Below are 22168 nucleotides of genomic sequence, written 5' to 3'. Positions count from 1 at the left end.
CATGAGGACTTCTGAGGACTCCCAAGACATGTACAAGCTCTTCTTCCGCCTGGTCTTCCGGCGGATGGACCCCGAGCAGGCCCACCACCTGGCCTTCCGCTGGATCCGCCTGGCCGCCCGCATCCCCGTGCTGCGCACCCTCCTCGCGGCCGCCCTCGCGCCCCGCTACCAGGAGCTCCGCACGGAGGCCTTCGGGCTGCGCATGCACGGCCCGTTCGGGCTGGCCGCCGGCTTCGACAAGAACGCCGTCGCGATCGACGGGATGTCGATGCTGGGCTTCGACCACGTCGAGATCGGCACGGTGACCGGCCAGGCGCAGCCGGGCAACCCCAGGAAGCGGCTCTTCCGCCTCGTCCGGGACCGTGCCCTGATCAACCGCATGGGTTTCAACAACGAGGGGTCGCTGGCCGTCGCCGCGCGCCTGGCGTCCCGTACGCCCGTCTTCAAGACGGTCGTGGGCGTCAACATCGGCAAGACGAAGGTCGTCCCGGAGGCCGAGGCCGCCCAGGACTACGTGGCGTCGACCGAGCGGCTCGCGCCCTACGCCGACTACCTGGTCGTCAACGTCTCCTCCCCGAACACCCCCGGCCTGCGCAACCTCCAGGCCACCGAGGCGTTGCGCCCGCTGCTGACCGCCGTCCGCGAGGCCGCCGACCGCACCGTCCGCGCACGGCGCGTGCCGCTCCTGGTGAAGATCGCGCCCGACCTCGCCGACGAGGACATCGACGCCGTCGCCGACCTGGCGGTGGAGCTCGGCCTGGACGGGATCATCGCCACGAACACCACCATCGCCCGGGAGGGCCTCGGCCTGAGGTCGGAGCCCTCACTGGTGAAGGAGACCGGTGGGCTCTCCGGCGCTCCGCTGAAGACGCGCTCCCTTCAGGTGCTGCGCCGCCTCTACGCGCGCGTGGGCGACCGCATCACCCTGGTGGGCGTCGGCGGTATCGAGGACGCCGAGGACGCCTGGCAGCGCATCCTGGCCGGTGCCACGCTGGTTCAGGGCTACAGCGCCTTCGTCTACGAGGGCCCCTTCTGGGCCCGCGCCATCCACAAGGGGCTCGTCGCGCGCCTCCGTACGAGCCCGTACGCCACCCTCGCCGACGCGGTCGGCGCCGACGTGAGGAAACCCGCATGACAGCTCTGGAGCCCTTCGGCGCCCGTCTGCGCCGTGCCATGGACGAGCGCGGCCCGCTGTGCGTCGGGATCGACCCGCACGCCTCGCTGCTCACCGAGTGGGGCCTGAACGACGACGTCGCCGGGCTGGAGCGGTTCAGCCGCACGGTCGTGGAGGCCGTGGCCGACCGGGTCGCCGTGCTCAAGCCGCAGAGCGCGTTCTTCGAGCGGTTCGGGTCGCACGGCATCGCCGTGCTGGAGAAGGCGGTCGCCGAGGCACGGGCGGCCGGGGCCCTGGTCGTGATGGACGCCAAGCGCGGCGACATCGGCTCGACCATGGCCGCGTACGCCGAGTCCTTCCTGCACAAGGACGCCCCGCTGTTCTCCGACGCGCTCACGGTCTCGCCGTACCTCGGCTACGGCTCCCTGAAGCCGGCGGTGGAGCTGGCCCGGGAGAGCGGCGCCGGGCTGTTCGTGCTGGCCCTGACCTCCAACCCGGAGGGCGGCGAGGTGCAGCACGCCCTGCGGGCCGACGGACGGAACGTCGGGGCGGCCATGCTCGCGCATCTCGCGGCCGAGAACGCGGGGGAGGAACCCCTCGGCTCCTTCGGCGCGGTCGTCGGCGCCACGCTCGGCGACCTGTCGTCGTACGACCTGGACATCAACGGGCCGCTGCTCGCCCCCGGCATCGGCGCCCAGGGGGCCACTGCGGCCGACCTCCCGGCGGTGTTCGGCGCCGCGGTGCACAACGTCGTCCCGAACGTGAGCCGAGGTGTTCTTCGTCACGGTCCCGACGCCGTCGCACTGCGTGACGCCGCGCAACGCTTCGCCGACGAGATCAGGGGCGTCCTGAACGGCGGCTAGGCGTCCTTCGGGGGCACATGGACGCGCGGAAGAGTCCTCCAGGGCGCCCGGAGGGCCGGCTACATCCTCAAATCCGGGGCAATATGTCCGAAAAGTCCGCCTCAGCGGAGGCTGACCAGGACTTTTCCGCTGTTCTCGCTGACTCTGGCGGACTTGCCCGCTAGTCTCCGACGAGTGGGGGCAGCTCCCGCGCCCTCAAGGCAGTGGGGGAGAACGGGCAAGCGTGTTGCTCGTGGCTCCCCTGGTGTGGGGCGACTAGGTTCCTCACCGGTCCGTATCCGACAGTTCGACATCCGAGGTGACGTAGGCGTGGCTCTTCCGCCCCTTACCCCCGAACAGCGCGCAGCCGCGCTCGAAAAGGCCGCCGCGGCTCGCCGGGAGCGGGCCGAGGTCAAGAATCGACTGAAGCACTCCGGCGCCTCCCTTCACGAGGTCATCAAGCAGGGCCAGGAGAACGACGTCATCGGCAAGATGAAGGTCTCCGCCCTGCTCGAGTCCCTGCCGGGCGTGGGCAAGGTCCGCGCCAAGCAGATCATGGAGCGACTGGGTATCTCCGAGAGCCGCCGCGTGCGGGGTCTCGGTTCGAACCAGATCGCCTCCCTGGAACGCGAGTTCGGCGGCGCCGCCAGCTGAGTCCGGGGCACTCCGGATTTGCTGGAATAATCGCTGCATGAGTGAACGTCCGCGACTGACCGTGCTCTCCGGCCCCTCGGGGGTCGGCAAGAGCACGGTCGTCGCCCATATGCGCAAGGCACACCCCGCGGTCTGGCTCTCGGTGTCGGCGACGACCCGCGCGCCCCGCCCCGGTGAGCGGCATGGAGTCCACTACTTCTTCGTCACCGACGACGAGATGGACAAGCTGATCGCCAACGGCGAGCTGCTGGAGTGGGCCGAGTTCGCCGGCAACCGCTACGGGACGCCGCGAGCGGCCGTGATCGAGCACCTGGAGGCCGGGGTGCCGGTCCTCCTGGAGATCGACCTCCAGGGTGCCCGGCAGGTCCGCGAGTCCATGCCGGAGGCACAGCTGGTGTTCCTGGCTCCCCCCTCCTGGGAGGAGCTCGTGCGCAGGCTCACCGGGCGGGGCACCGAGCCGCCCGCGGTCATCGAGCGTCGCCTGGAGGCGGCCAGGACCGAGCTCGCGGCCGAGCCGGAGTTCGACCAGACGCTGGTCAACACCTCGGTCGAGGATGTGGCGCGCGAGCTGCTAGCCTTGATGAACGTTGTGTGATCAGGGTTGTCTGATCGGGTTCTGCCCGATCGGTACTGATCTTTCCCCATCTTTCGGAAGGTAGAGCGTGTCCTCTTCCATCACCGCGCCCGAGGGCATCATCAACCCGCCGATCGACGAGCTCCTCGAGGCCACCGACTCGAAGTACAGCCTCGTGATCTACGCGGCCAAGCGGGCCCGCCAGATCAACGCGTACTACTCGCAGCTCGGTGAGGGTCTCCTTGAGTACGTCGGTCCGCTCGTGGACACCCACGTCCATGAGAAGCCGCTCTCGATCGCTCTGCGCGAGATCAACGCGGGTCTGCTGACCTCCGAGTCCATCGAGGGCCCGGCCCAGTGACCACGTGGTGGCAGTAAGTAGTATGTACTGACCACGACAGGCTTTTCCACAGGCCCGACAGCGCGACTGTCGGGCCTGTGGTGTCTTATGGACGCGTACGCCGATGAGCCGCGGCGTTCAGATGTCGAGTGCGGGGAGGCCCGGTGGGCAAGCCGAAGGTCGTTCTGGGGGTCAGTGGCGGCATCGCCGCGTACAAGGCGTGCGAGCTGCTGCGCAGACTGACCGAGTCCGGGCACGACGTCCGTGTCGTGCCGACCGCCTCCGCCCTGCACTTCGTCGGTGCCCCCACCTGGTCCGCCCTCTCCGGCAACCCGGTCTCCACGCAGGTATGGGACGACGTCCACGAGGTCCCGCACGTCCGCATCGGCCAGAGCGCCGACCTGGTGGTGGTGGCCCCGGCCACCGCCGACACGCTGGCCAGGGCGGCTCACGGCCTCGCCGACGACCTGCTGACCAACACGCTCCTCACGGCCCGCTGCCCGGTCGTCTTCGCGCCGGCCATGCACACGGAGATGTGGGAGCACCCGGCCACACAGGAGAACGTGGCGACGCTGCGCCGCCGCGGCGCGGTCGTCATCGAACCGGCGGTCGGCCGGCTGACCGGGGTCGACACCGGCAAGGGCCGGCTGCCCGAGCCCGCCGAGATCTTCGAGGTCTGCCGCCGGGTGCTCGCCCGGGGTGTCACCGAACCCGACCTCGCGGGACGGCACGTCGTCGTCAGCGCCGGCGGCACGCGCGAGCCCCTGGACCCCGTCCGCTTCCTCGGCAACCGTTCCTCCGGCAAGCAGGGCTACGCCCTCGCGCGCACCGCCGCGGCCCGGGGCGCCCGGGTCACGCTGATCGCCGCCAACACCGGACTGCCCGACCCGGCCGGAGCGGACGTCATACCGGTGGAGACCGCGGTGCAACTGCGTGAGGCGGTGCTGAAGGCCGCCGCCGACGCGGACGCCGTGGTGATGGCGGCGGCGGTGGCGGACTTCCGTCCGGCGGTCTACGCACCGGGCAAGATCAAGAAGAAGGACGGGCAGGACCCCGAGCCCATCGCCCTGGTCCGCAACCCGGACATCCTCGCGGAGATCTCGGCGGACCGTGTCCGCCCGGACCAGATCATCGTCGGCTTCGCCGCGGAGACCGACGACGTGCTGGCGAACGGCCGGGCGAAGCTGGCGCGCAAGGGCTGCGACCTGCTTGTGGTGAACGAGGTGGGGGAGCGCAAGACGTTCGGCTCGGAGGAGAACGAGGCGGTCGTGCTGGGCGCCGACGGCAGCGAGACCGCAGTGCCGCACGGGCCGAAGGAAGCCCTGGCCGACGCGGTGTGGGACCTTGTCTCACACCGGCTCACCTGAACGTGTCCGGCGCTTCACGGCTCGTTCAAGCCTCGGACATTGGCGCGTGGCGACCTTGGAAACACCGCAGGGCATTCGGCAGAATGCCGGTGCCGCAGGTCACGGGACTCCCGAGAGGCGAGACACCTGGGCCGGTGGCAGAGCGCGACCGATAAACTGTTCTCGGACGTGGCCGGGCGCAGCCTCCGACCCGTCCGCCCATGATCAGCCAGCAGCCGCTGCAACCCCAGGGAGCGTTGTGTCCCGTCGCCTGTTCACCTCGGAGTCCGTGACCGAGGGCCACCCCGACAAGATCGCTGACCAGATCAGTGACACCATTCTCGACGCGCTTCTGCGTGAGGACCCGACGTCCCGGGTCGCCGTGGAGACGCTGATCACGACCGGCCTGGTGCACGTGGCCGGTGAGGTCACGACCAAGGCGTACGCGGACATCGCGACGCTGGTACGCAACAAGATCCTCGAGATCGGCTACGACTCGTCGAAGAAGGGCTTCGACGGCGCGTCCTGTGGTGTGTCGGTGTCGATCGGCGCGCAGTCCCCGGACATCGCGCAGGGTGTGGACGCGGCGTACGAGTCCCGGGTCGAGGGCGACGAGGACGAACTGGACCGGCAGGGCGCCGGTGACCAGGGCCTGATGTTCGGCTACGCGTCGGACGAGACGCCGACGCTGATGCCGCTGCCGGTCTTCCTGGCGCACCGCCTGTCCAAGCGCCTGTCCGACGTCCGCAAGAACGGCACCATCCCCTACCTGCGCCCCGACGGCAAGACCCAGGTCACCATCGAGTACGACGGTGACAAGGCGGTCCGCCTGGACACCGTGGTCGTCTCCTCGCAGCACGCGAGCGACATCGACCTGGACTCCCTGCTGGCCCCCGACATCCGCGAGTTCGTGGTCGAGCCGGAGCTGAAGGCGCTGCTGGACGACGGCATCAAGCTGGAGACGGACGGCTACCGCCTGCTGGTCAACCCCACCGGCCGCTTCGAGGTCGGCGGCCCGATGGGCGACGCGGGCCTGACCGGCCGCAAGATCATCATCGACACCTACGGCGGCATGGCCCGCCACGGCGGTGGTGCGTTCTCCGGCAAGGACCCGTCCAAGGTGGACCGCTCGGCGGCGTACGCGATGCGCTGGGTCGCCAAGAACGTGGTCGCGGCGGGCCTCGCCTCCCGCTGCGAGGTCCAGGTGGCGTACGCGATCGGCAAGGCCGAGCCGGTGGGTCTGTTCGTCGAGACCTTCGGCACGGCCAAGGTCGACGCCGAGCGGATCGAGAACGCGATCAACGAGGTCTTCGACCTCCGCCCGGCCGCGATCATCCGCGACCTCGACCTCCTCCGCCCCATCTACGCCCAGACCGCGGCCTACGGGCACTTCGGCCGTGAGCTGCCGGACTTCACCTGGGAGCGCACGGACCGGGTGGAGGCCCTGCGCAAGGCGGCGGGTCTGTAAGCCCTCCAGCGCGTCTGTCACGAGGTCCGGCACCCTTCGCGGTGGCCGGGCCTCGGTGCGTGGAACGGGGCCGTCAGAGCGGTGGCAGGGGCCTTGGCCGGCCGAGTCGTCTCGGCGCACGCCGGTGTCAGTGGCTTTTGGTAAGAATGCAGGCGTGAGCAGCGAGGACGGGCAGCAGCGGGCGCGCGGGCCGGAAGCCGCGCCCCCCGAGCAGCTTGCCCTGCTGCGGGACGCGGTCCGCCAGGCCAAGGCGCCCCGGGCCAAGCCGCGGACCTGGCGGGGCGCCTCGCTCGCCAAGGAACTGCCCGTCGCGCGCGTGGTGGTCGACAAGGGCGTGCTGCACCTGGACCGCTACTTCGACTACGCCGTTCCGGAGGAGCTCGACGCGGTCGCACGGCCCGGAGTCAGGGTCCGGGTGCGGTTCGGGGCCGGGGGGCGTTCGGTGCGGGAGGGGAGGCGCGAGGGCGGCGGGCTCATCGACGGTTTTCTGGTCGAGCGGGTGGCCGAGTCCGACTACTCCGGGCCCCTCGCGGCGCTCGCGCAGGTCGTGTCCCCCGAACCCGTCCTCTCGCCCGAGCTGCTGGGCCTCGCCCGTGCCGTCGCCGACCGTTATGCCGGCAGCCTCGCGGACGTGCTGCAGCTCGCGGTCCCGCCGCGGCACGCACGCGCCGAGGCCGCGGAGCCGGGCACACCGCCCGCGCCTCCGTCCGTGCCGGAGCCCGGGTCGTGGCGGCGGTACGGACGGGGCGCGCAGTTCCTGGCGTCGCTGGCCTCCGGCGGTGTGCCCCGAGCCGTATGGACGGCCCTGCCCGGGCCCCGGTGGGCACAGGAGATCGCCCGCGCCGTCCAGGCCACGCTCGCCTCCGGGCGGGGGGCCCTGGTCGTCGTGCCCGCCGGACGGGCCGCGGCGCGGGTCGACTCCGCACTGCGGGAGCTGATCGGGGAAGGACAGCACGCGGTGCTGACCGCCGACGCCGGGCCGGAGCGGCGCTACCGGGAGTGGCTCGCCGTACGGCGCGGGGCCGTGCGGGCCGTCGTCGGGACCCGGGCCGCCATGTTCGCCCCCGTACGGAACCTGGGGCTCGTCGTCGTGTGGGACGACGGGGACGCCGGCCACAGCGACGACCACGCCCCCTTCCCGCATGTTCGCGAGGTGCTGGAGCTGCGCGCCACCCGCGAGAAGTGCGGCTTCCTGCTGGGGAGCCGGGGCTGCACCGTCGAGGCCGCCCAGCTGGTGGCGAGCGGATGGGCCGCCCCCCTGGTCGCCGACCGCGACCAGGTGCGCGCCGCCGCGCCGCTGGTACGGACGGTGGGCGACGGGGACCTCGCACGCGACGAGGCGGCGCGGGCGGCACGGCTGCCGACTCTCGCCTGGGAGGTCGCGCGGGAGGGACTGCGGCACGGGCCGGTTCTGGTCCAGGTGCCCCGGCGCGGCTATGTGCCCCGGATGGCCTGCGCGCAGTGCCGGGCCCCCGCGCGCTGCCGGCACTGCGCCGGGCCGCTGACGGGGCAGGAGGCCGGGGAGCTGAGGTGCGGATGGTGCGGGCGGGAGGAGAACGCCTGGCACTGTCCGCAGTGCGGCGGGTTCAGGCTGAGGGCCCGGATCGTGGGGGCGCGGCGGACCGCCGAGGAGCTGGGACGGGCCTTCCCGGCCGTGCCGGTGCGCACCTCGGGACGTGAGCAGGTGCTGGACACGGTGCCGGGGACACCGGCCCTGGTCGTGAGCACCCCGGGAGCCGAGCCCGTCGCCGAGGGCGGGTACGCCGCTGCGCTGCTCCTGGACGGCTGGGCCATGCTGGGGCGGCCCGACCTGCGGGCGGGCGAGGAGGCGCTGCGGCGGTGGATCGGCGCGAGCGCGCTGGTGAGACCCCAGTCCGTGGGCGGCACGGTCGTGATCGTCGCCGAGCCGACGCTGCGGCCCGTGCAGGCACTCGTCCGGTGGGATCCCGTCGGGCACGCGGTGCGGGAACTGGCCGAGCGGGCGGAGCTGGGTTTTCCGCCGGTGTCGCGAATGGCGGCGGTGTCGGGACCGGCCGAGGCAGTCGCGGACTTTCTCACCGGTGCTCGACTTCCGCCCGCCGCCGAGGTGTTGGGACCGGTGCCGCTGCCGGTCACCGAAGCCGGGCAGCCCCGCAGGGTCGGGGGACCGCCGCCCGGAGAGCGCTGGGAGCGGGCGCTGGTCCGCGTACCGCCCGGGAGCGGGGCCGCACTGGCGACCGCCCTGAAGACCGCGCTGGCCGGCCGGACGGCACGGGCCGGCGGCGAGGCGGTACGGATCCGGATCGATCCGCCGGACATCGGCTGACGGTCCGCCGTCGAGCCCGGGACATCGGGGAGCGAGCCGACGGTCGTGCTGATCGGGACGGGGCTGCCTCCCGGTGCGGTCCGGGAGGCAGAGGGGGCGCCTCAGCCGTTGCGCGGCCCGGGGAAGGCGGTCGGCCTCGCCTCGTCGCGCAGGGTGGGGCTGCCCGCCGTCGGCTGGGTCGGCATCGAGCGGGCCGCGGGCACCGCGGGGATACCCGTGCCCACGCTGATCGTGCGAGTACCGGACGGTTCCCCCGCGTGGTCGGACTCGGCGGCAGCCTGCGCGGCGGCACGGCGCGCGCCGTAACGGCGGTGGACCGCCTGCTTGGTCACTCCGAGCGCGGAACCCACGGCGTCCCACGAGAAACCGAGCGAGCGGTCGAAGTCCACTGCCGCGGTGACCAGGGTCTCGACACTGTCCCGCAGCTCCTGGGCGAGACGGACGGTCGGGGCGGGGGCGCGTCCGTAGACGACGAAGCCCGTGGACGGGCCGGAGCGCCGCGGACGGTAGACGTTGCCCAACTGGGCGGTGAGGGTGCGCAGTGCGTCCACCTGCCGGCGGACCCGCTCGATGTCCCGCACCAGCAAGTGCAGGCTGGCCCGGGCCTGGGCGTCGTGGGTTGCGTGGTCGGCCATGAACAAGCCTCTCGAACCGGCGTTGAAAAGGATCGGGCCGCTCCAGCGGCCCGCTTGTGGTCAACTCTGTCTTGACCAACGCGCATTCGGTCCTGTGGTCACGCTGCGGGGGCGTAAGAGCATATGCGTACGCCCCCGGCGGATGGCGTGCGCTGCGAGCCCCCACCTGCGGTCGGGCGCGCCCCGCTCCGCCTAGACTGGTGCGCCGCCCACGGCCGGGCCCGCCCGGACGTGTGGATCCGTCAGAATTCCCGCCCGAGAGGCCGTCACCCACCCATGAGGCTCGTCTTCGCAGGTACTCCCGAGGTCGCCGTTCCCGCGCTGGACGCTCTGATCGCGTCGGACCGGCACGAGGTGGCCGCCGTCGTCACCCGGCCCGACGCACCGGCCGGGCGCGGGCGCAGGCTCGTCGCAAGCCCCGTCGCCGAGCGCGCGGAGGAGGCCGGCATCGAGGTCCTCAAGCCGAACCGGCCCCGGGACGAGGACTTCCTCGCGCGCCTGAGGGAGATCGCACCCGACTGCTGCCCCGTCGTCGCCTATGGTGCGCTCCTGCCCCCCGTCGCCCTCGACATCCCCGCCCACGGCTGGGTCAACCTGCACTTCTCCCTGCTGCCCGCCTGGCGCGGCGCCGCCCCCGTGCAGCACTCCGTCATGGCGGGCGACGAGATCACCGGCGCCTCCACCTTCCTCATCGAAGAGGGCCTGGACTCCGGTCCCGTCTACGGCACCGTCACCGAGCGGATCCGGCCCACCGACACCAGTGGCGACCTGCTCACCCGTCTCGCCTTCGCCGGTGCCGGACTGCTCGAGGCCACCATGGACGGCATCGAGGACGGCACCCTCAAGGCCGTGCCGCAGCCCGCAGAGGGTGTCACGCTCGCCCCGAAGATCACCGTCGAGGACGCCCAGGTCGACTGGTCCGCGCCCGCGCTGCGCGTCGACCGAGTGGTACGCGCCTGCACCCCCGCGCCCGGCGCCTGGACCACCTTCCGCGGCGAGCGTCTCAAGCTCATCCAGGTCACACCCCGGCCCGAGATCACGGATCTCGCGCCCGGGCGCCTGTCCGTCGGCAAGAACAACGTGTACGCCGGCACCGGTTCGCACGCGGTCGAACTGGTGTGGGTGCAGGCCCAGGGCAAGAAGCCGATGAAGGCCGCGGACTGGGCCCGCGGGGTACGGATCGGCGGCGCCGAGACTCTGAGCGGCTGATCCGGCCGACCTCCCCGCCGGCCCGAAATCCCACGGAAGTACGCTGAAAGCGCACGCCGTCCCTCAACCGGAGCACCTTTTCGTGAGCGAGCAGTCCCGCCGTCCCCGCAAGTCCGGCAAGCCCTACCGCCGGCCCAAGAAGGACCCCGTTCGTATTCTCGCCTTCGATGCCTTGCGCGCGGTGGACGAGCGCGACGCGTACGCCAACCTGGTTCTGCCGCCGCTGCTGCGCAAGGCGCGTGAGAGGGGTGACATCGACGGGCGGGACGCGGCCCTCGCCACCGAGCTGGTGTACGGGACACTGCGCCGGCAGGGCACGTACGACGCCATACTCTCCGCCTGCATCGACCGGCCGCTGCGGGACGTCGACCCGCCGGTGCTCGACGTGCTGAGCCTGGGCGTCCACCAGTTGCTCGGTACGCGGATCCCCACCCACGCCGCCGTGTCCGCGACCGTGGAGCTCGCGCGTGTCGTGCTCGGCGACGGGCGGGCCAGGTTCGTCAACGCCGTTCTGCGCAAGGTCGCCCAGGACGACCTCGACGCCTGGCTGGAGCGGGTGGCACCCCCGTACGAGGAGGACCCCGAGGACCATCTCGCCGTCGTGCACTCGCACCCGCGCTGGGTCGTCTCCGCCCTGTGGGACTCCCTGGGCGGCGGACGTGCCGGCATGGAGGAACTCCTCGCGGCGGACAACGAGCGCCCCCAGGTCACCCTCGTCGCCCGGCCCGGCCGCACCACCACCGAGGAACTCCTGAACGAGCCCGCCGCGGTGCCGGGCCGCTGGTCGCCCTACGCCGTCCGGCTCACCGAGGGCGGCGAGCCCGGCTCGGTCAAGGCCGTGCACGAGGGCCGTGCCGGCGTCCAGGACGAGGGCAGCCAGCTCGTCGCGCTCGCCCTCGCGAACGCCTCCCTCGAAGGTCCCGACAGGACCTGGCTGGACGGATGCGCCGGACCCGGTGGCAAGGCCGCCCTGCTCGCCGCCCTGGCCGCCGAGCGCGGAGCCGTGCTGCTGGCGTCCGAGAAGCAGCCGCACCGGGCCGGCCTGGTGGCGAAGGCGCTGGCCGGGAACCCCGGGCCGTACCAGGTCGTCGCAGCCGACGGCACCAGGCCGCCCTGGCGCCCCGGCACCTTCGACCGCGTCCTGATGGACGTGCCCTGCACCGGCCTCGGCGCCCTGCGCCGCCGCCCCGAGGCGCGCTGGCGCCGCCGGCCCGAGGACCTCGACGGATTCGCCCCGCTGCAGCGCGGCCTGCTGCGCACGGCTCTGGAGTCCGTACGGGTCGGAGGCGTCGTCGGCTACGCCACCTGCTCCCCGCACCTCGCCGAGACCCGCGCGGTGGTCGACGACGTCCTCAAGCAGTACCGCGACACCGAACTCATCGACGCCCGGCCGCTGCTGCCCGGCGTGCCGGGTCTGGGCGACGGCCCCGACATCCAGCTCTGGCCGCATCTGCACGGCACGGACGCGATGTACCTGGCCCTCATCCGCCGCACCGGCTGAATCCGCGCCACCCCGTGCGGTGGCCGCCGAGGCGGGCCGCGACCCCGGCGGTGGCCGTGCCGGCGGGGCTCGCGGCGCGGACCGATGAGTTCTGGCCGGGTACCGGCGAGAGCAACCGGTTCGGGGCATGGCAGGCTTGGGGCATGGCCGTGCAGATCAACCCCAGCATCCTGTCCGCCGACTTCTCCCGTCTCGCCGAGGAGGCGAAGGCCGTGGAGGGCGCCGACTGGCTCCACGTGGACGTGATGGACAACCACTTCGTCCCCAACCTCACGCTCGGCGTGCCGGTCGTGGAGTCCCTGTCCCGGTCGACGGACACCCCGCTGGACTGCCATCTGATGATCGAGGAAGCCGACCGGTGGGCACCTCAGTACGTCGAAGCGGGTGCCTCCTCCGTCACCTTCCACGTCGAGGCGGCCGCGGCCCCGGTGCGGCTCGCCCGCGAGATCCGCGCCAAGGGTGCCCGGGCCTCCATGGCCCTCAAGCCCGCGACGCCCATCGAGCCGTACGAGGACCTGCTGCCCGAGCTGGACATGCTGCTGATCATGACGGTCGAGCCCGGCTTCGGCGGCCAGGCGTTCCTGGACATCATGCTGCCCAAGATCCGCCGCACCCGTGAGCTGATCGGCAAGCACGGTCTGGAGCTGTGGCTGCAGGTCGACGGCGGGGTCTCGGCCTCCACCATCGAACAGTGCGCGGAGGCGGGGGCGGATGTCTTCGTGGCCGGCTCGGCGGTGTACGGGGCGGCCGACCCGGCCGCCGCGGTACGTGCATTGCGCACCCAGGCGCAGCAGGCGACGGCCCGGGCCTCCTGGGCGTGCGACGAGTGAGACAACGGAACCTGAACGCCGACCGTCCGGGCTGATCGACCACGCCGGATCTGCAAGGATGAACGGCGAATGCAGAGTGTGAACAGCAGTGAGGAGATGGCCGTGTCGGGTATGTCGGCGGGCCGGTCAGCCATGCGGATGGGACCCGCTGAGCTGGTGCAGGCGGCGGCCATGGCCCGTCGCTTCTATCTCGAGGGAAAATCCAAGATCCAGATCGCGGAGGAGTTCGGCGTCAGCCGCTTCAAGGTGGCCCGGGTCCTGGAGACCGCCCTCGAACGGGATCTCGTGCGTATCGAGATCCGTGTGCCGGCCGAGCTGGACGCCGAGCGCTCCGACGCGCTGCGCGCCCGCTACGGCCTCAGGCACGCCGTCGTGGTCGAGTCCCCGGCCGAGGCCGAGGAGTCGCCCGACCCGGAGAACCTCGGCGAGGTGGCCGCCGACCTGCTCGGGGAGCTGGTCACCGAGGGGGATGTGCTGGGCCTGGCCTGGGGACGTTCCACGATCCACATGGCGGCGGCCCTCGACCGGCTGCCACCGTGCACGGTGGTGCAGCTGACGGGGGTGTACGACGCCGGGACCTCCGAGCGCGGCTCGGTGGAGGCCGTGCGCCGTGCAGCACAGGTCTCGGGCGGCGACGCCCACCCCATCTACGCGCCGATGCTGCTGCCGGACGCGGCGACCGCGGCGGCCCTGCGCAACCAGACGGGGATCGCCCGCGCCTTCGAGTACTTCGACAAGGTGACGGTCGCCTGTGTCTCCATCGGCTCCTGGGAGCCCGGCATCTCGACGGTGCACGACATGCTCACCGAGGAGGAGCGGGCCCACTACGCCTCCCTCGGTGTGGCCGCCGAGATGGCCGCGCACCTCTTCGACGCCGAGGGCCGCCGGGTCGGACGCGACCTGGGGGAGCGGTGCATCACCGTCAAGGCGGACCAGCTCCGCCGTATCCCCGAGGTCGTCGCGATCGCGGGTGGGCAGCGCAAGGCGGCCGCGATCGACGCGGTGCTGCGTTCCGGGCTCGTCACCAGCCTCGTGACGGACACGGCGGCGGCGGACTACCTGATGACGGCGGGCTCGACACCGACCCCCGCACTGAACCGGGCGGACCCCGACGGACACTGACCGGACGGACAGGACCTTCCCAGGAGGCGGCTGTGGCAGCGATCGGCACCATGCTGCCGCGGTCCGTCTCCCGCCTGCTCACGGGGCTCCTCGTCTGGCTGACCGTCCTGCTCACCGGGTGCTCGGCCACCGACACCGGCACCCCCGCGCGCGCCCCGTCGTGGGCCGCGCACATGGCCACGGTGGAGGAGAGGCGGCTGCCCGCCGAAGCCCGGCACACCCTCGCCCTCATCGACAGTGGCGGCCCCTACCCCTACGCGCGGGACGGCACCGTCTTCGGCAACGTCGAGCACCGGCTGCCCGCGCGCCAGCGCGGCTACTACCACGAGTACACGGTGCCGACCCCCGGCGCGCACGACCGCGGGGCCCGGCGCATCGTCACCGGGCAGGGCGGGGAGATCTACTACAGCGACGATCACTACAACACGTTCCTGGCGGTGCTGAGATGACCGACGACCTGGCTGACCGGTTCCTGGTCACGCTCGATCTGGACGGTGTCGCCGACAAGGCGGCGTTCATGGAGCGGGTCGTGCGCGCCCTGGACCTGCCGTACTGGTTCGGCCGCAACTGGGACGCGCTCGCCGACTCGCTCACCGACGAGACCGTCTGGCCCGAGCAGGCCGTCGAGCGGGGCCTGCTGCTCGTCGTCCGCGGCTGGGAGGAGTACGCGCGGGCATGCCCGAAGGAGTGGGAGACCGCGCGTGAGGTGTTCTCCCGGGCGGCGGACGACCTGCCGGGCCTGTCCGTGGCACTGACGCTTGGATGAACCCACAAAGACCCTCTGACCTGCCTGGATGATCCGCCCGGGGTTCGTGGAGGGCCCGGCATGGGAGAATGAAGTACGTGCTCTTCCCCCTGGCTGACCTGCCCGGGGGCCACCTCTGATCGACTGGGATGTGCAGCACGTGCGTTTCCTCAATGACATCCGGCCTGCCTACGACCTGACGTACGACGACGTCTTCATGGTGCCGAGCCGCTCCGCCGTCGGATCCCGCCAGGACGTGGACCTCGCCTCCCCGGACGGCACGGGCACGACCATCCCGATCGTCGTCGCCAACATGACCGCCATCGCCGGCCGCCGGATGGCGGAGACGGTGGCCCGGCGCGGTGGCCTGGTCGTCATACCGCAGGACATCCCGATCGACGTCGTCACCGAGGTCATCTCCTGGGTGAAGGGCCGCCACCTGGTGCTGGACACCCCGATCGTGCTGGCCCCCCACCAGACCGTCGCCGACGCCCTCGCGCTGCTGCCCAAGCGCGCGCACAACGCCGGGGTGGTCGTCGACGAGGAGCACCGGCCGATCGGCGTGGTCACCGACACCGACCTCTCCGGCGTGGACCGCTTCACCCAGCTCGAAGTGGTCATGTCCAAGGACCTGCTGCTGCTCGACGCGGGGATCGACCCCCGCGAGGCCTTCAACGTCCTGGACACGGCCAACCGCCGCTACGCGCCCGCCGTCGACAAGGACGGCAGGCTCGCCGGCATCCTCACCCGCAAGGGCGCCCTGCGGGCCACCCTCTACACGCCGGCCACCGACGGGCAGGGCAGGCTGCGCATCGCCGCCGCCGTCGGCATCAACGGCGACGCGGTCGGCAAGGCCAAACAACTGCTCGACGCGGGGGCCGACACGCTCGTCATCGACACGGCACACGGCCACCAGGAGTCGATGCTCAACACCCTCAGGTCCGTCCGGGCGCTGGACCCGCAGGTGCCGCTCGTGGCGGGCAACATCGTCGCCGCCGAGGGGGTGCGCGACCTGATCGAGGCCGGAGCGGACATCGTCAAGGTCGGTGTGGGCCCCGGCGCCATGTGCACCACGCGCATGATGACCGGCGTCGGCCGCCCGCAGTTCTCGGCGGTCCTGGAGTGCGCCGCCGAGGCGAGGAAGTACGGCAAGCACGTGTGGGCCGACGGCGGTGTCCGCCACCCGCGCGACGTCGCGATGGCGCTGGCGGCGGGCGCGTCCAACGTGATGATCGGCTCCTGGTTCGCGGGCACCTACGAGTCGCCGGGCGACCTCCAGCAGGATGCGAACGGCCGCCTCTACAAGGAATCCTTCGGCATGGCGTCGGCGCGCGCGGTCCGCAACCGCACGTCGGAGGAGTCCGCGTACGACCGCGCCCGCAAGGGACTGTTCGAGGAGGGCATCTCGACGTCGCGGATGTTCCTCGACCCGGCACGCCCCGGCGTCGAGGACCTGATCGACTCGATCATCGCGGGTGTCCGGTCCTCCTGCACCTACGCCGGTGCCGGTTCACTGGAGGAGTTCGCGGAGCGGTCCGTGGTCGGCATCCAGAGCGCGGCGGGCTACGCGGAGGGCAAGCCGCTGCACGCCAGCTGGAGCTGACCCGACTCCCTTTCCCGCGGCCCCTGTGCTGCCGCACGCGGGACCACAGGGGCCGTCGGCGTGCCCGGACGGAGGGACCACCGGTCGCCGAGTCGCCGGTGAGGGGCGCAGACATCGAAACGGTCCGCGCAACGAATGCGCGCGAACGTTCGATGAACGCAATGATCCTGCGGAGACGGGCAAGCCGCCGCATTACGCCCGTGAAGGGCGGCGCACAGGGTCTGCGCTGTACGTGGCACGGCGAGGACCCGCTCGGCGGTCCCCCAGGGGGCTGCCGGTCCTCGCACGCGCCCCGCGCCCGGCTTCGCCTTGTGCGTGTGGACGACGGGCAGCCTCTCGGCTGTCACCCGGGCGGTCTTCGGGGTCTGGAGGGCCATCGGGCTCGTGTTCTACTTCCTGTATGGCCACCGGCGTTCCCGGCCGGCCGCCGTGGAAACCGCGGCACCGACGTCGCCACACAGAAGTGAACCATCCGCCTTGCTGAACGATCTCGACGAACGCATCGTGCACGCCCTGGCCGAGGACGCCCGCCGCTCCTACGCGGACATCGGGCAGCTGGTCGGCCTGTCCGCGCCCGCCGTGAAGCGGCGCGTGGACCGGCTGCGCGCGACGGGTGCCATCACCGGGTTCACCGTCCGGGTGGACCCGGGGGCGCTCGGCTGGGAGACCGAGGGGTTCGTCGAGATCTACTGCCGGCGCAACACCTCGCCGGAGACCATCCAGCGGGGCCTGGAGCGCTACCAGGAGGTCGTGGCCGCCTCCACCGTCACGGGTGAGGCGGACGCGATCGCCCAGGTCTTCGCCTCCGACATGCGCCACTTCGAGCGCGTGCTGGAGCGCATCGCGGGCGAGCCGTTCGTCGAACGGACGAAGTCGGTCCTGGTCCTGTCCCCGCTGCTGCGCCGCTTCTCGTCGGGATCGCCCACCCGGTCCGGGTGAGCGGTCACTCGGCCGTCTTGCGTGCCAGCGCGTTGTTGCCGATCGAGTTGCGCACGCTGAAGCTCACGGCGTCCGAGCGGTAGCGGTCGTCCGACCACTCCACCGGGCGGCCCTCGTGCGTGGTCGTGACCCGGCGGACCCGCAGCAGCGGGCTGGTGCGGCGGATGCCGAGCAGGTCGGCGTCCAGGGCGCCCGCAGCGACCGCGTCGATGACGTGCTCGCCGTATGCGAACACCAGGCCCGTGTCGTCGAAGAGCCGCTGGGTGACGGAGGGGCAGTCCGGTTCGATGGCCTCGACCGCCGGGGCGATCCAGTCCGCGTACACGGTCCGCTCCAGCAGCACCGGCTCGCCGTCCAGACCGCGTACCCGCAGGACGTGCAGCACGGGTGTTCCGGCGCGCAGTTGCAGGCGGACGGCGTCCTCCTTCGTCGCCGGGCGGTGCTCCTGCGCCACGACGTGTCCCGTCGCCTCCCGGCCCATCGCCCGCGCCCACTGCGCGAAGCTGCGCAGTTCCTCGAAGCTCTGGCTGCGGTGGCCGGCCAGGACCACCCTGCGGGCGCCCTGACGGGAGCCGATGAGCCCCTCGGCGGTGAGGGCCGCGACGGCCTGGCGGACGGTGCCGCGTGAGACGCCGTAGTGCGCAGCCAGCTCCGTCTCCGAGGGCAGCCGACTGCCGACTGTGTACTCCTCGCGGTCGATCGCCCGCCGCAGCTCGTCGGCGATCTCCTCGTGTCGCGCAGCCATGCTTCCTCTCGAGGTCGGTTGCTGTGCACAGCGTGACCAGCCTAATCGAGACCTGAGCGTGATCTGCAACGGTCTGGATTGTGCATATAACCAGGGCCCAAAGTTTCGCCACGGTTTACAGACAGGACACCGGCAACGGGCGTACTGTGACGCAACTTGTTCAGACAAGTTGTCCCCGTCTCGTCCCGTCTCCTCGCTCGTGCGTACCCCTGGAGTGACAGTGACAGTGTTCCCGCCGAGAACCGCCGTGCTCGCCGGTGGCCTCGCCGCAGCCGCCGCACTCGCCCTCAGCGCCTGCGGCGCCGCCCCCGACAACGCGTCGACCACCGCGAACGGCAAGAGCGCGGCCACCGCGACCTCGGCCGCGGACTTCGGCGGCCTCGACGCCCTGGTGAAGGCCGCCAAGAAGGAGGGCACGCTGCACGCGATCGCCCTGCCCCGCGACTGGGCCAACTACGGCGCCCTGATCGACGGCTTCCAGAAGAAGTACGGCATCAAGGTCGAGGTGGAGAACCCGGACGGGTCCAGCCAGGACGAGATCAGCGCCGTCACCTCGCGCAAGGGCCAGGACCGCGCGCCCGACGTCCTCGACCTCGGTAGCTCGTTCGCGCTCAGCGCCGCCCAGCAGGGACTGCTGGCCCCGTACAAGGTGGCCTCCTACGCCGACATCCCGTCCGGCCAGAGGGACCCGCAGGCCCGCTGGTACAACGACTACGGCGGCTACATCTCCATCGGCTGCGACGCCAAGCGCGTGAAGGCCTGTCCGACGACCTTCGCCGACCTGCTCAAGCCGCAGTACAAGGGCCAGGTCGCGCTCAACGGCAACCCCACCAAGTCGGGTTCGGCCTTCGGCGGCGTGTACGCGGCGGCGCTCGCGAACGGCGGCTCGTTCGACAACATCCAGCCCGGCCTCGACTTCTTCGCCAAGCTGAAGAAGAACGGCAACTACACGCCCGTCGAGTCGACCCCGGCCACCGTCGAGAAGGGCGAGACGCCGATCAGCATCGACTGGGACTACCTGAACGCCGGGTACGCCGACGAGTTCAAGTCCAAGGGCCTGGACTGGAAGGTCGCCGTGCCGACCGATGGCGTGTACGCCCAGTTCTACTCGCAGGCCATCAACAAGGACGCCCCGCACCCGGCGGCCGCCCGCCTGTGGCAGGAGTACCTCTACAGCCCCGAGGGCCAGAACCTCTGGCTCAAGGGCTACGCCCGCCCGGCCCTGATGGCCGCGATGGAGAAGGCCGGCACCCTGGACAAGACCGCGGCGGCCAAGCTTCCCGAGGTCTCGGGCACCCCGTCCTTCCCGACCGAGGCCCAGCAGAGCAAGGCCAAGATGGTCATCGGGCAGGGCTGGGGGAAGGCCGTCTCCGGATGACCGCCGTCCTCACCGAGGCCGAGGCCGAGGTCGCGCCCGCCGCTGCTCCTCAGCAGCGGCGGCGCCGCGCCTCCGGCGCGCTCGCCGTGCTCCCCCTGCTCGCCTTCACGGCGATCGCCTTCGGGATCCCCGCCCTCGCCATGCTGAACGGCGCCTTCACCGTCACGGACCAGACCACCGGCGCCACCTCGTACAGCACGGCCAACCTCACCGCCTCGCTGCACGGCGCCTACCTCACGGCTCTGGTCGGCAGCGTCAAGCTCTCCGCCGTCTCCGCCGCCCTCGGCACCGTACTCGGGCTGCTGTTCGCCCAGGCGGTGGTGACCTCCCGCTTCCCCGTGCTGCGTGAGGCCGTGCTCACCGCATCCGGGGTGCTCGCCAACTTCGGCGGCGTCCCGCTGGCGTTCGCCTTCGTCGCCACGCTCGGCAACTCCGGCGTGCTCACCCGCCATCTGGGCCTGACCGACAAGGGCTGGAGCCTCTACAGCTTCTGGGGCCTGGTGATCGTCTATCTGTACTTCCTGATCCCGCTGATGGTCCTCACCATCACACCGGCCCTCGACGGACTGCGCGTCCAGTGGCGCGAGGCGGCGCAGAACAACGGCGCCACCACCGTCCAGTACTGGCGCCATGTCGCCCTGCCCGTCCTGCTGCCCTCACTGCTCGGCGGATTCGTGCTGCTCTTCGGCAGCGCCTTCGCCGCGTACGCCACCGCCGCGGCCATGGTGGGCAGCGCCGTCCCGCTGGTCACCCTGCAGATCGCCGACGCCATCTCCGGCAACGTCCTGGTCGGCCAGGAGAACGTGGCGCTCGCCCTCAGCCTCGACATGGTTCTGGTCGCGGGCCTGGTCATGGTCGTGTACCTGCCCCTGCAACGACGGAGTGCGCGATGGCTCGCCTGAACCCGTGGCGCTGGGTCGTCCTGGCCTGCGCCGGCCTGTACTTCCTGGTCCCGCTCACCGCGTCCGTGATCTTCACGGTGGACGTGCCGAACCGGGGCGTCACCTTCGACGCCTACACCCAGATCGTCTCCACCGACGGCTTCGGCTCCAGCCTGCTGCTGTCGCTGGAGCTGGCTGCTGCCACGATCGTCCTGGTCCTGCTGCTGATGGTGCCCGCGATGGTCGCGCTGCGGCTCGGTGCGCCCCGGCTGCGGCCCGTCGTCGAGACGGTGTGCTCGCTGCCGCTGGTCGTGCCGCCGATCGCGTTCGTCGCGGGGATCGCCACGGTGCTCAAGTGGGGCCCCGACCATCTCTCGCGCACGCCGCTCTTCCAGACGTTCGTGGCGATCCAGAACCCGGGCTTTCCGATCGTGCTCGTCCTCGCCTACGCCGTGATGGCGCTGCCCTTCGTGTACCGGGCCCTGGACGCGGGCCTGCGCGCCATCGACGTGCGCACCCTCGTCGAAGCAGCGCGCAGTTGCGGGACGAGCTGGCGGCAGGCCCTGGTCCATGCCGTGCTGCCCAATCTGCGCGGCGCGCTGCTGAACGCTTCCTTCCTCACGCTGGCGCTGGTCCTCGGCGAGTTCACGGTCGCCCAGCTGCTGGGCTTCACACCGTTCGCCGTGTGGATCTACAGCGTCGGCGGCTCGCAGGCCCAGCTGTCCGTCGCCGTCTCCGTGCTCAGCCTGCTCGTCACCTGGGCCCTCCTGCTCTCGCTCGCCGTCTTCGGCGGGCGCTCCCGTACCGCCGCCAAGGGATGAACCACATGACGCTCGACATGGCCGCAACCCGCGCGAAGACAGCGACGGTCGAATTCCGGGAACTGCGCCGCGCGTTCGGCCCGACCGTCGCGCTGGACGGACTCGACCTGACCGTACGTCCCGGCGAACTCCTCGCCCTGCTCGGCCCGTCCGGCTGCGGCAAGACCACCGCGCTGCGCATGCTCGCCGGATTCGAGCACCCCGACTCGGGTGCCGTCCTCGTCGACGGGGAGGACGTCACCCGCGTTCCGGCCCACCGCCGCGACGCCGGGATGGTCTTCCAGTCCTACAGCCTCTTCCCGCACCTGAGCGCCCTGGACAACGTGGCCTTCGGGCTGCGCATGCGCAAGGTGCGCACCACGGATCGGCGTGCCCGCGCGGCCGAACTGCTCGACCTCGTCGGCCTCGGCGACAAGGGCGAGCGCTTTCCGCACCAGCTCTCCGGCGGCCAGCAGCAGCGCGTCGCACTGGCCCGCGCGCTCGCCCTGCGTCCGCGCGTCCTGCTGCTCGACGAGCCGTTGTCCGCCCTCGACGCCAAGGTGCGGCTCACACTGCGCGAGGAGATCCGACGCCTCCAGCAGGAGCTCGGCATCACCACCCTGTTCGTCACGCACGACCAGGAAGAAGCGCTGTCCATGGCGGACCGGGTGGCGGTGATGCGGGCCGGAAAGCTCGAACAGTGCGCCGCTCCCGCCGAGTTGTACGGCCGCCCGGCCACCGCCTTCGTCGCCGAGTTCGTCGGCACGATGAGCCGGATCCCCGGGCGGCTCTCCTCGGACGTCGTCGAGGTGCTCGGGCAGCGGCTGCCCGTCGACGGCCACGCGCCCGCCGCGACCGAGGTGGACGTGCTGGTGCGGCCGGAGGCGGTACGGGTGACCGCGGACGACGAAGGGGAAGCACGGGTGATCACTACCGCCTTCCTCGGGGCTGCGGTCCGGCTGACCGTGCGCCTCGCCGACGGCACCGAGGCGAAGGCCGATCTGCCGGCGCACGAGGCCGCCGCCCTCGGCGCCGGCGCCGCGGTCACGGTGACCCTGCCGGACCGCCCGGTCCTGGTCGCCGAGCGCGCCCACTGACCCCTGAACCGAACCCCCCGCGAACCCCCACAGGAAAGAG

General features: G+C 71.8%; 22 protein-coding genes. 20 read left to right on the top strand and 2 right to left on the bottom strand.

Annotated features, from left to right (window positions below; translation table 11 throughout):
* Positions 1–28 precede the first annotated feature (28 nt).
* From AC5WS8_RS11385 to AC5WS8_RS11350, 8 genes are all read left to right on the top strand, one after another.
* The gene (locus tag AC5WS8_RS11385) at positions 29–1135 is read left to right on the top strand and encodes a quinone-dependent dihydroorotate dehydrogenase (RefSeq protein ID WP_496103523.1); all 1107 of its coding nucleotides are present in this window, start codon (positions 29–31) and stop codon (positions 1133–1135) included.
* Positions 1132–1977: an orotidine-5'-phosphate decarboxylase gene (gene pyrF, locus AC5WS8_RS11380; RefSeq protein WP_496103215.1), complete on the top strand. Its 846-nt coding sequence runs from the start codon at positions 1132–1134 to the stop codon at positions 1975–1977. The genes AC5WS8_RS11385 and pyrF overlap by 4 nt, the downstream gene beginning before the upstream one ends.
* Positions 1978–2286: 309 nt before the next feature.
* Complete coding sequence (locus AC5WS8_RS11375; protein WP_055492888.1) at positions 2287–2610, top strand: integration host factor; 324 nt, start codon at positions 2287–2289, stop codon at positions 2608–2610.
* A gap of 37 nt (positions 2611–2647) precedes the next feature.
* Positions 2648–3205 (top strand): guanylate kinase, encoded by a 558-nt coding sequence (gene gmk, locus AC5WS8_RS11370; protein ID WP_496103214.1) that lies wholly within the window; start codon positions 2648–2650, stop codon positions 3203–3205.
* 67 nt (positions 3206–3272) lie between these two features.
* A complete protein-coding gene (gene rpoZ, locus AC5WS8_RS11365) occupies positions 3273–3545 on the top strand; it encodes a DNA-directed RNA polymerase subunit omega (RefSeq protein ID WP_030412017.1) in 273 nt (90 codons plus the stop codon).
* Between the two features lie 143 nt (positions 3546–3688).
* Positions 3689–4891 (top strand): bifunctional phosphopantothenoylcysteine decarboxylase/phosphopantothenate--cysteine ligase CoaBC, encoded by a 1203-nt coding sequence (coaBC, locus tag AC5WS8_RS11360; protein WP_496103213.1) that lies wholly within the window; start codon positions 3689–3691, stop codon positions 4889–4891.
* 238 nt (positions 4892–5129) lie between these two features.
* Positions 5130–6338, top strand: coding sequence for a methionine adenosyltransferase (metK, locus tag AC5WS8_RS11355; RefSeq protein WP_496103212.1), 1209 nt, complete (start codon positions 5130–5132; stop codon positions 6336–6338).
* A gap of 154 nt (positions 6339–6492) precedes the next feature.
* Positions 6493–8643: a primosomal protein N' gene (locus AC5WS8_RS11350; RefSeq protein ID WP_496103211.1), complete on the top strand. Its 2151-nt coding sequence runs from the start codon at positions 6493–6495 to the stop codon at positions 8641–8643.
* A 101-nt stretch (positions 8644–8744) separates the two neighbouring features.
* Here the strand turns inward: AC5WS8_RS11350 and AC5WS8_RS11345 are convergent, their stop codons facing one another.
* On the bottom strand, positions 8745–9278 hold the full coding sequence (locus tag AC5WS8_RS11345) for a hypothetical protein (protein WP_496103210.1): 534 nt from the start codon (positions 9276–9278) through the stop codon (positions 8745–8747).
* 276 nt (positions 9279–9554) lie between these two features.
* Between AC5WS8_RS11345 and fmt the strand changes: the two genes are divergently transcribed.
* The 8 genes from fmt (at position 9555) to AC5WS8_RS11305 (ending at position 17227) form a co-directional block, all read left to right on the top strand.
* A complete protein-coding gene (gene fmt / locus AC5WS8_RS11340) occupies positions 9555–10487 on the top strand; it encodes a methionyl-tRNA formyltransferase (protein ID WP_496103209.1) in 933 nt (310 codons plus the stop codon).
* A gap of 82 nt (positions 10488–10569) precedes the next feature.
* Positions 10570–11988: an RsmB/NOP family class I SAM-dependent RNA methyltransferase gene (locus tag AC5WS8_RS11335; protein ID WP_496103208.1), complete on the top strand. Its 1419-nt coding sequence runs from the start codon at positions 10570–10572 to the stop codon at positions 11986–11988.
* 143 nt (positions 11989–12131) lie between these two features.
* Complete coding sequence (gene rpe, locus AC5WS8_RS11330) at positions 12132–12818, top strand: ribulose-phosphate 3-epimerase (protein WP_496103207.1); 687 nt, start codon at positions 12132–12134, stop codon at positions 12816–12818.
* Positions 12819–12896: 78 nt separating this feature from the next.
* Complete coding sequence (locus tag AC5WS8_RS11325) at positions 12897–13940, top strand: sugar-binding transcriptional regulator (protein WP_496103522.1); 1044 nt, start codon at positions 12897–12899, stop codon at positions 13938–13940.
* A gap of 50 nt (positions 13941–13990) precedes the next feature.
* Complete coding sequence (locus AC5WS8_RS11320) at positions 13991–14389, top strand: guanyl-specific ribonuclease (protein ID WP_496103521.1); 399 nt, start codon at positions 13991–13993, stop codon at positions 14387–14389.
* Positions 14386–14706 carry a barstar family protein gene (locus AC5WS8_RS11315; protein WP_496103206.1) on the top strand — a complete coding sequence of 107 codons (321 nt, stop codon included), beginning with the start codon at positions 14386–14388 and terminating at the stop codon, positions 14704–14706. The genes AC5WS8_RS11320 and AC5WS8_RS11315 overlap by 4 nt, the downstream gene beginning before the upstream one ends.
* 139 nt (positions 14707–14845) lie before the next feature.
* Positions 14846–16288 (top strand): GuaB1 family IMP dehydrogenase-related protein, encoded by a 1443-nt coding sequence (locus AC5WS8_RS11310; RefSeq protein WP_496103205.1) that lies wholly within the window; start codon positions 14846–14848, stop codon positions 16286–16288.
* A 477-nt stretch (positions 16289–16765) separates the two neighbouring features.
* Complete coding sequence (locus tag AC5WS8_RS11305) at positions 16766–17227, top strand: Lrp/AsnC family transcriptional regulator (RefSeq protein ID WP_496103204.1); 462 nt, start codon at positions 16766–16768, stop codon at positions 17225–17227.
* 4 nt (positions 17228–17231) lie between these two features.
* Here AC5WS8_RS11305 and AC5WS8_RS11300 read toward each other — a convergent pair whose 3' ends face one another.
* Positions 17232–17972, bottom strand: a complete 741-nt coding sequence (locus AC5WS8_RS11300; RefSeq protein ID WP_496103203.1) for a GntR family transcriptional regulator — start codon at positions 17970–17972, stop codon at positions 17232–17234.
* 220 nt (positions 17973–18192) lie between these two features.
* On the opposite strand from AC5WS8_RS11300, the gene AC5WS8_RS11295 reads away from it, so the two are divergent.
* From AC5WS8_RS11295 to AC5WS8_RS11280, 4 genes are read left to right on the top strand one after another with little or no spacing between them, the layout of a single operon-like run.
* Positions 18193–19350 carry an ABC transporter substrate-binding protein gene (locus tag AC5WS8_RS11295; RefSeq protein WP_496103202.1) on the top strand — a complete coding sequence of 386 codons (1158 nt, stop codon included), beginning with the start codon at positions 18193–18195 and terminating at the stop codon, positions 19348–19350.
* The gene (locus AC5WS8_RS11290) at positions 19347–20252 is read left to right on the top strand and encodes an ABC transporter permease (RefSeq protein ID WP_496103201.1); all 906 of its coding nucleotides are present in this window, start codon (positions 19347–19349) and stop codon (positions 20250–20252) included. The genes AC5WS8_RS11295 and AC5WS8_RS11290 overlap by 4 nt, the downstream gene beginning before the upstream one ends.
* On the top strand, positions 20240–21052 hold the full coding sequence (locus tag AC5WS8_RS11285; protein WP_496103200.1) for an ABC transporter permease: 813 nt from the start codon (positions 20240–20242) through the stop codon (positions 21050–21052). The genes AC5WS8_RS11290 and AC5WS8_RS11285 overlap by 13 nt, the downstream gene beginning before the upstream one ends.
* A 5-nt stretch (positions 21053–21057) precedes the next feature.
* The gene (locus AC5WS8_RS11280) at positions 21058–22128 is read left to right on the top strand and encodes an ABC transporter ATP-binding protein (protein ID WP_496103199.1); all 1071 of its coding nucleotides are present in this window, start codon (positions 21058–21060) and stop codon (positions 22126–22128) included.
* Positions 22129–22168: the final 40 nt, after the last annotated feature.

Source organism: Streptomyces sp. PTL18, from assembly GCF_059510295.1.
This window is presented reverse-complemented; position numbering and strand designations above follow the sequence as displayed.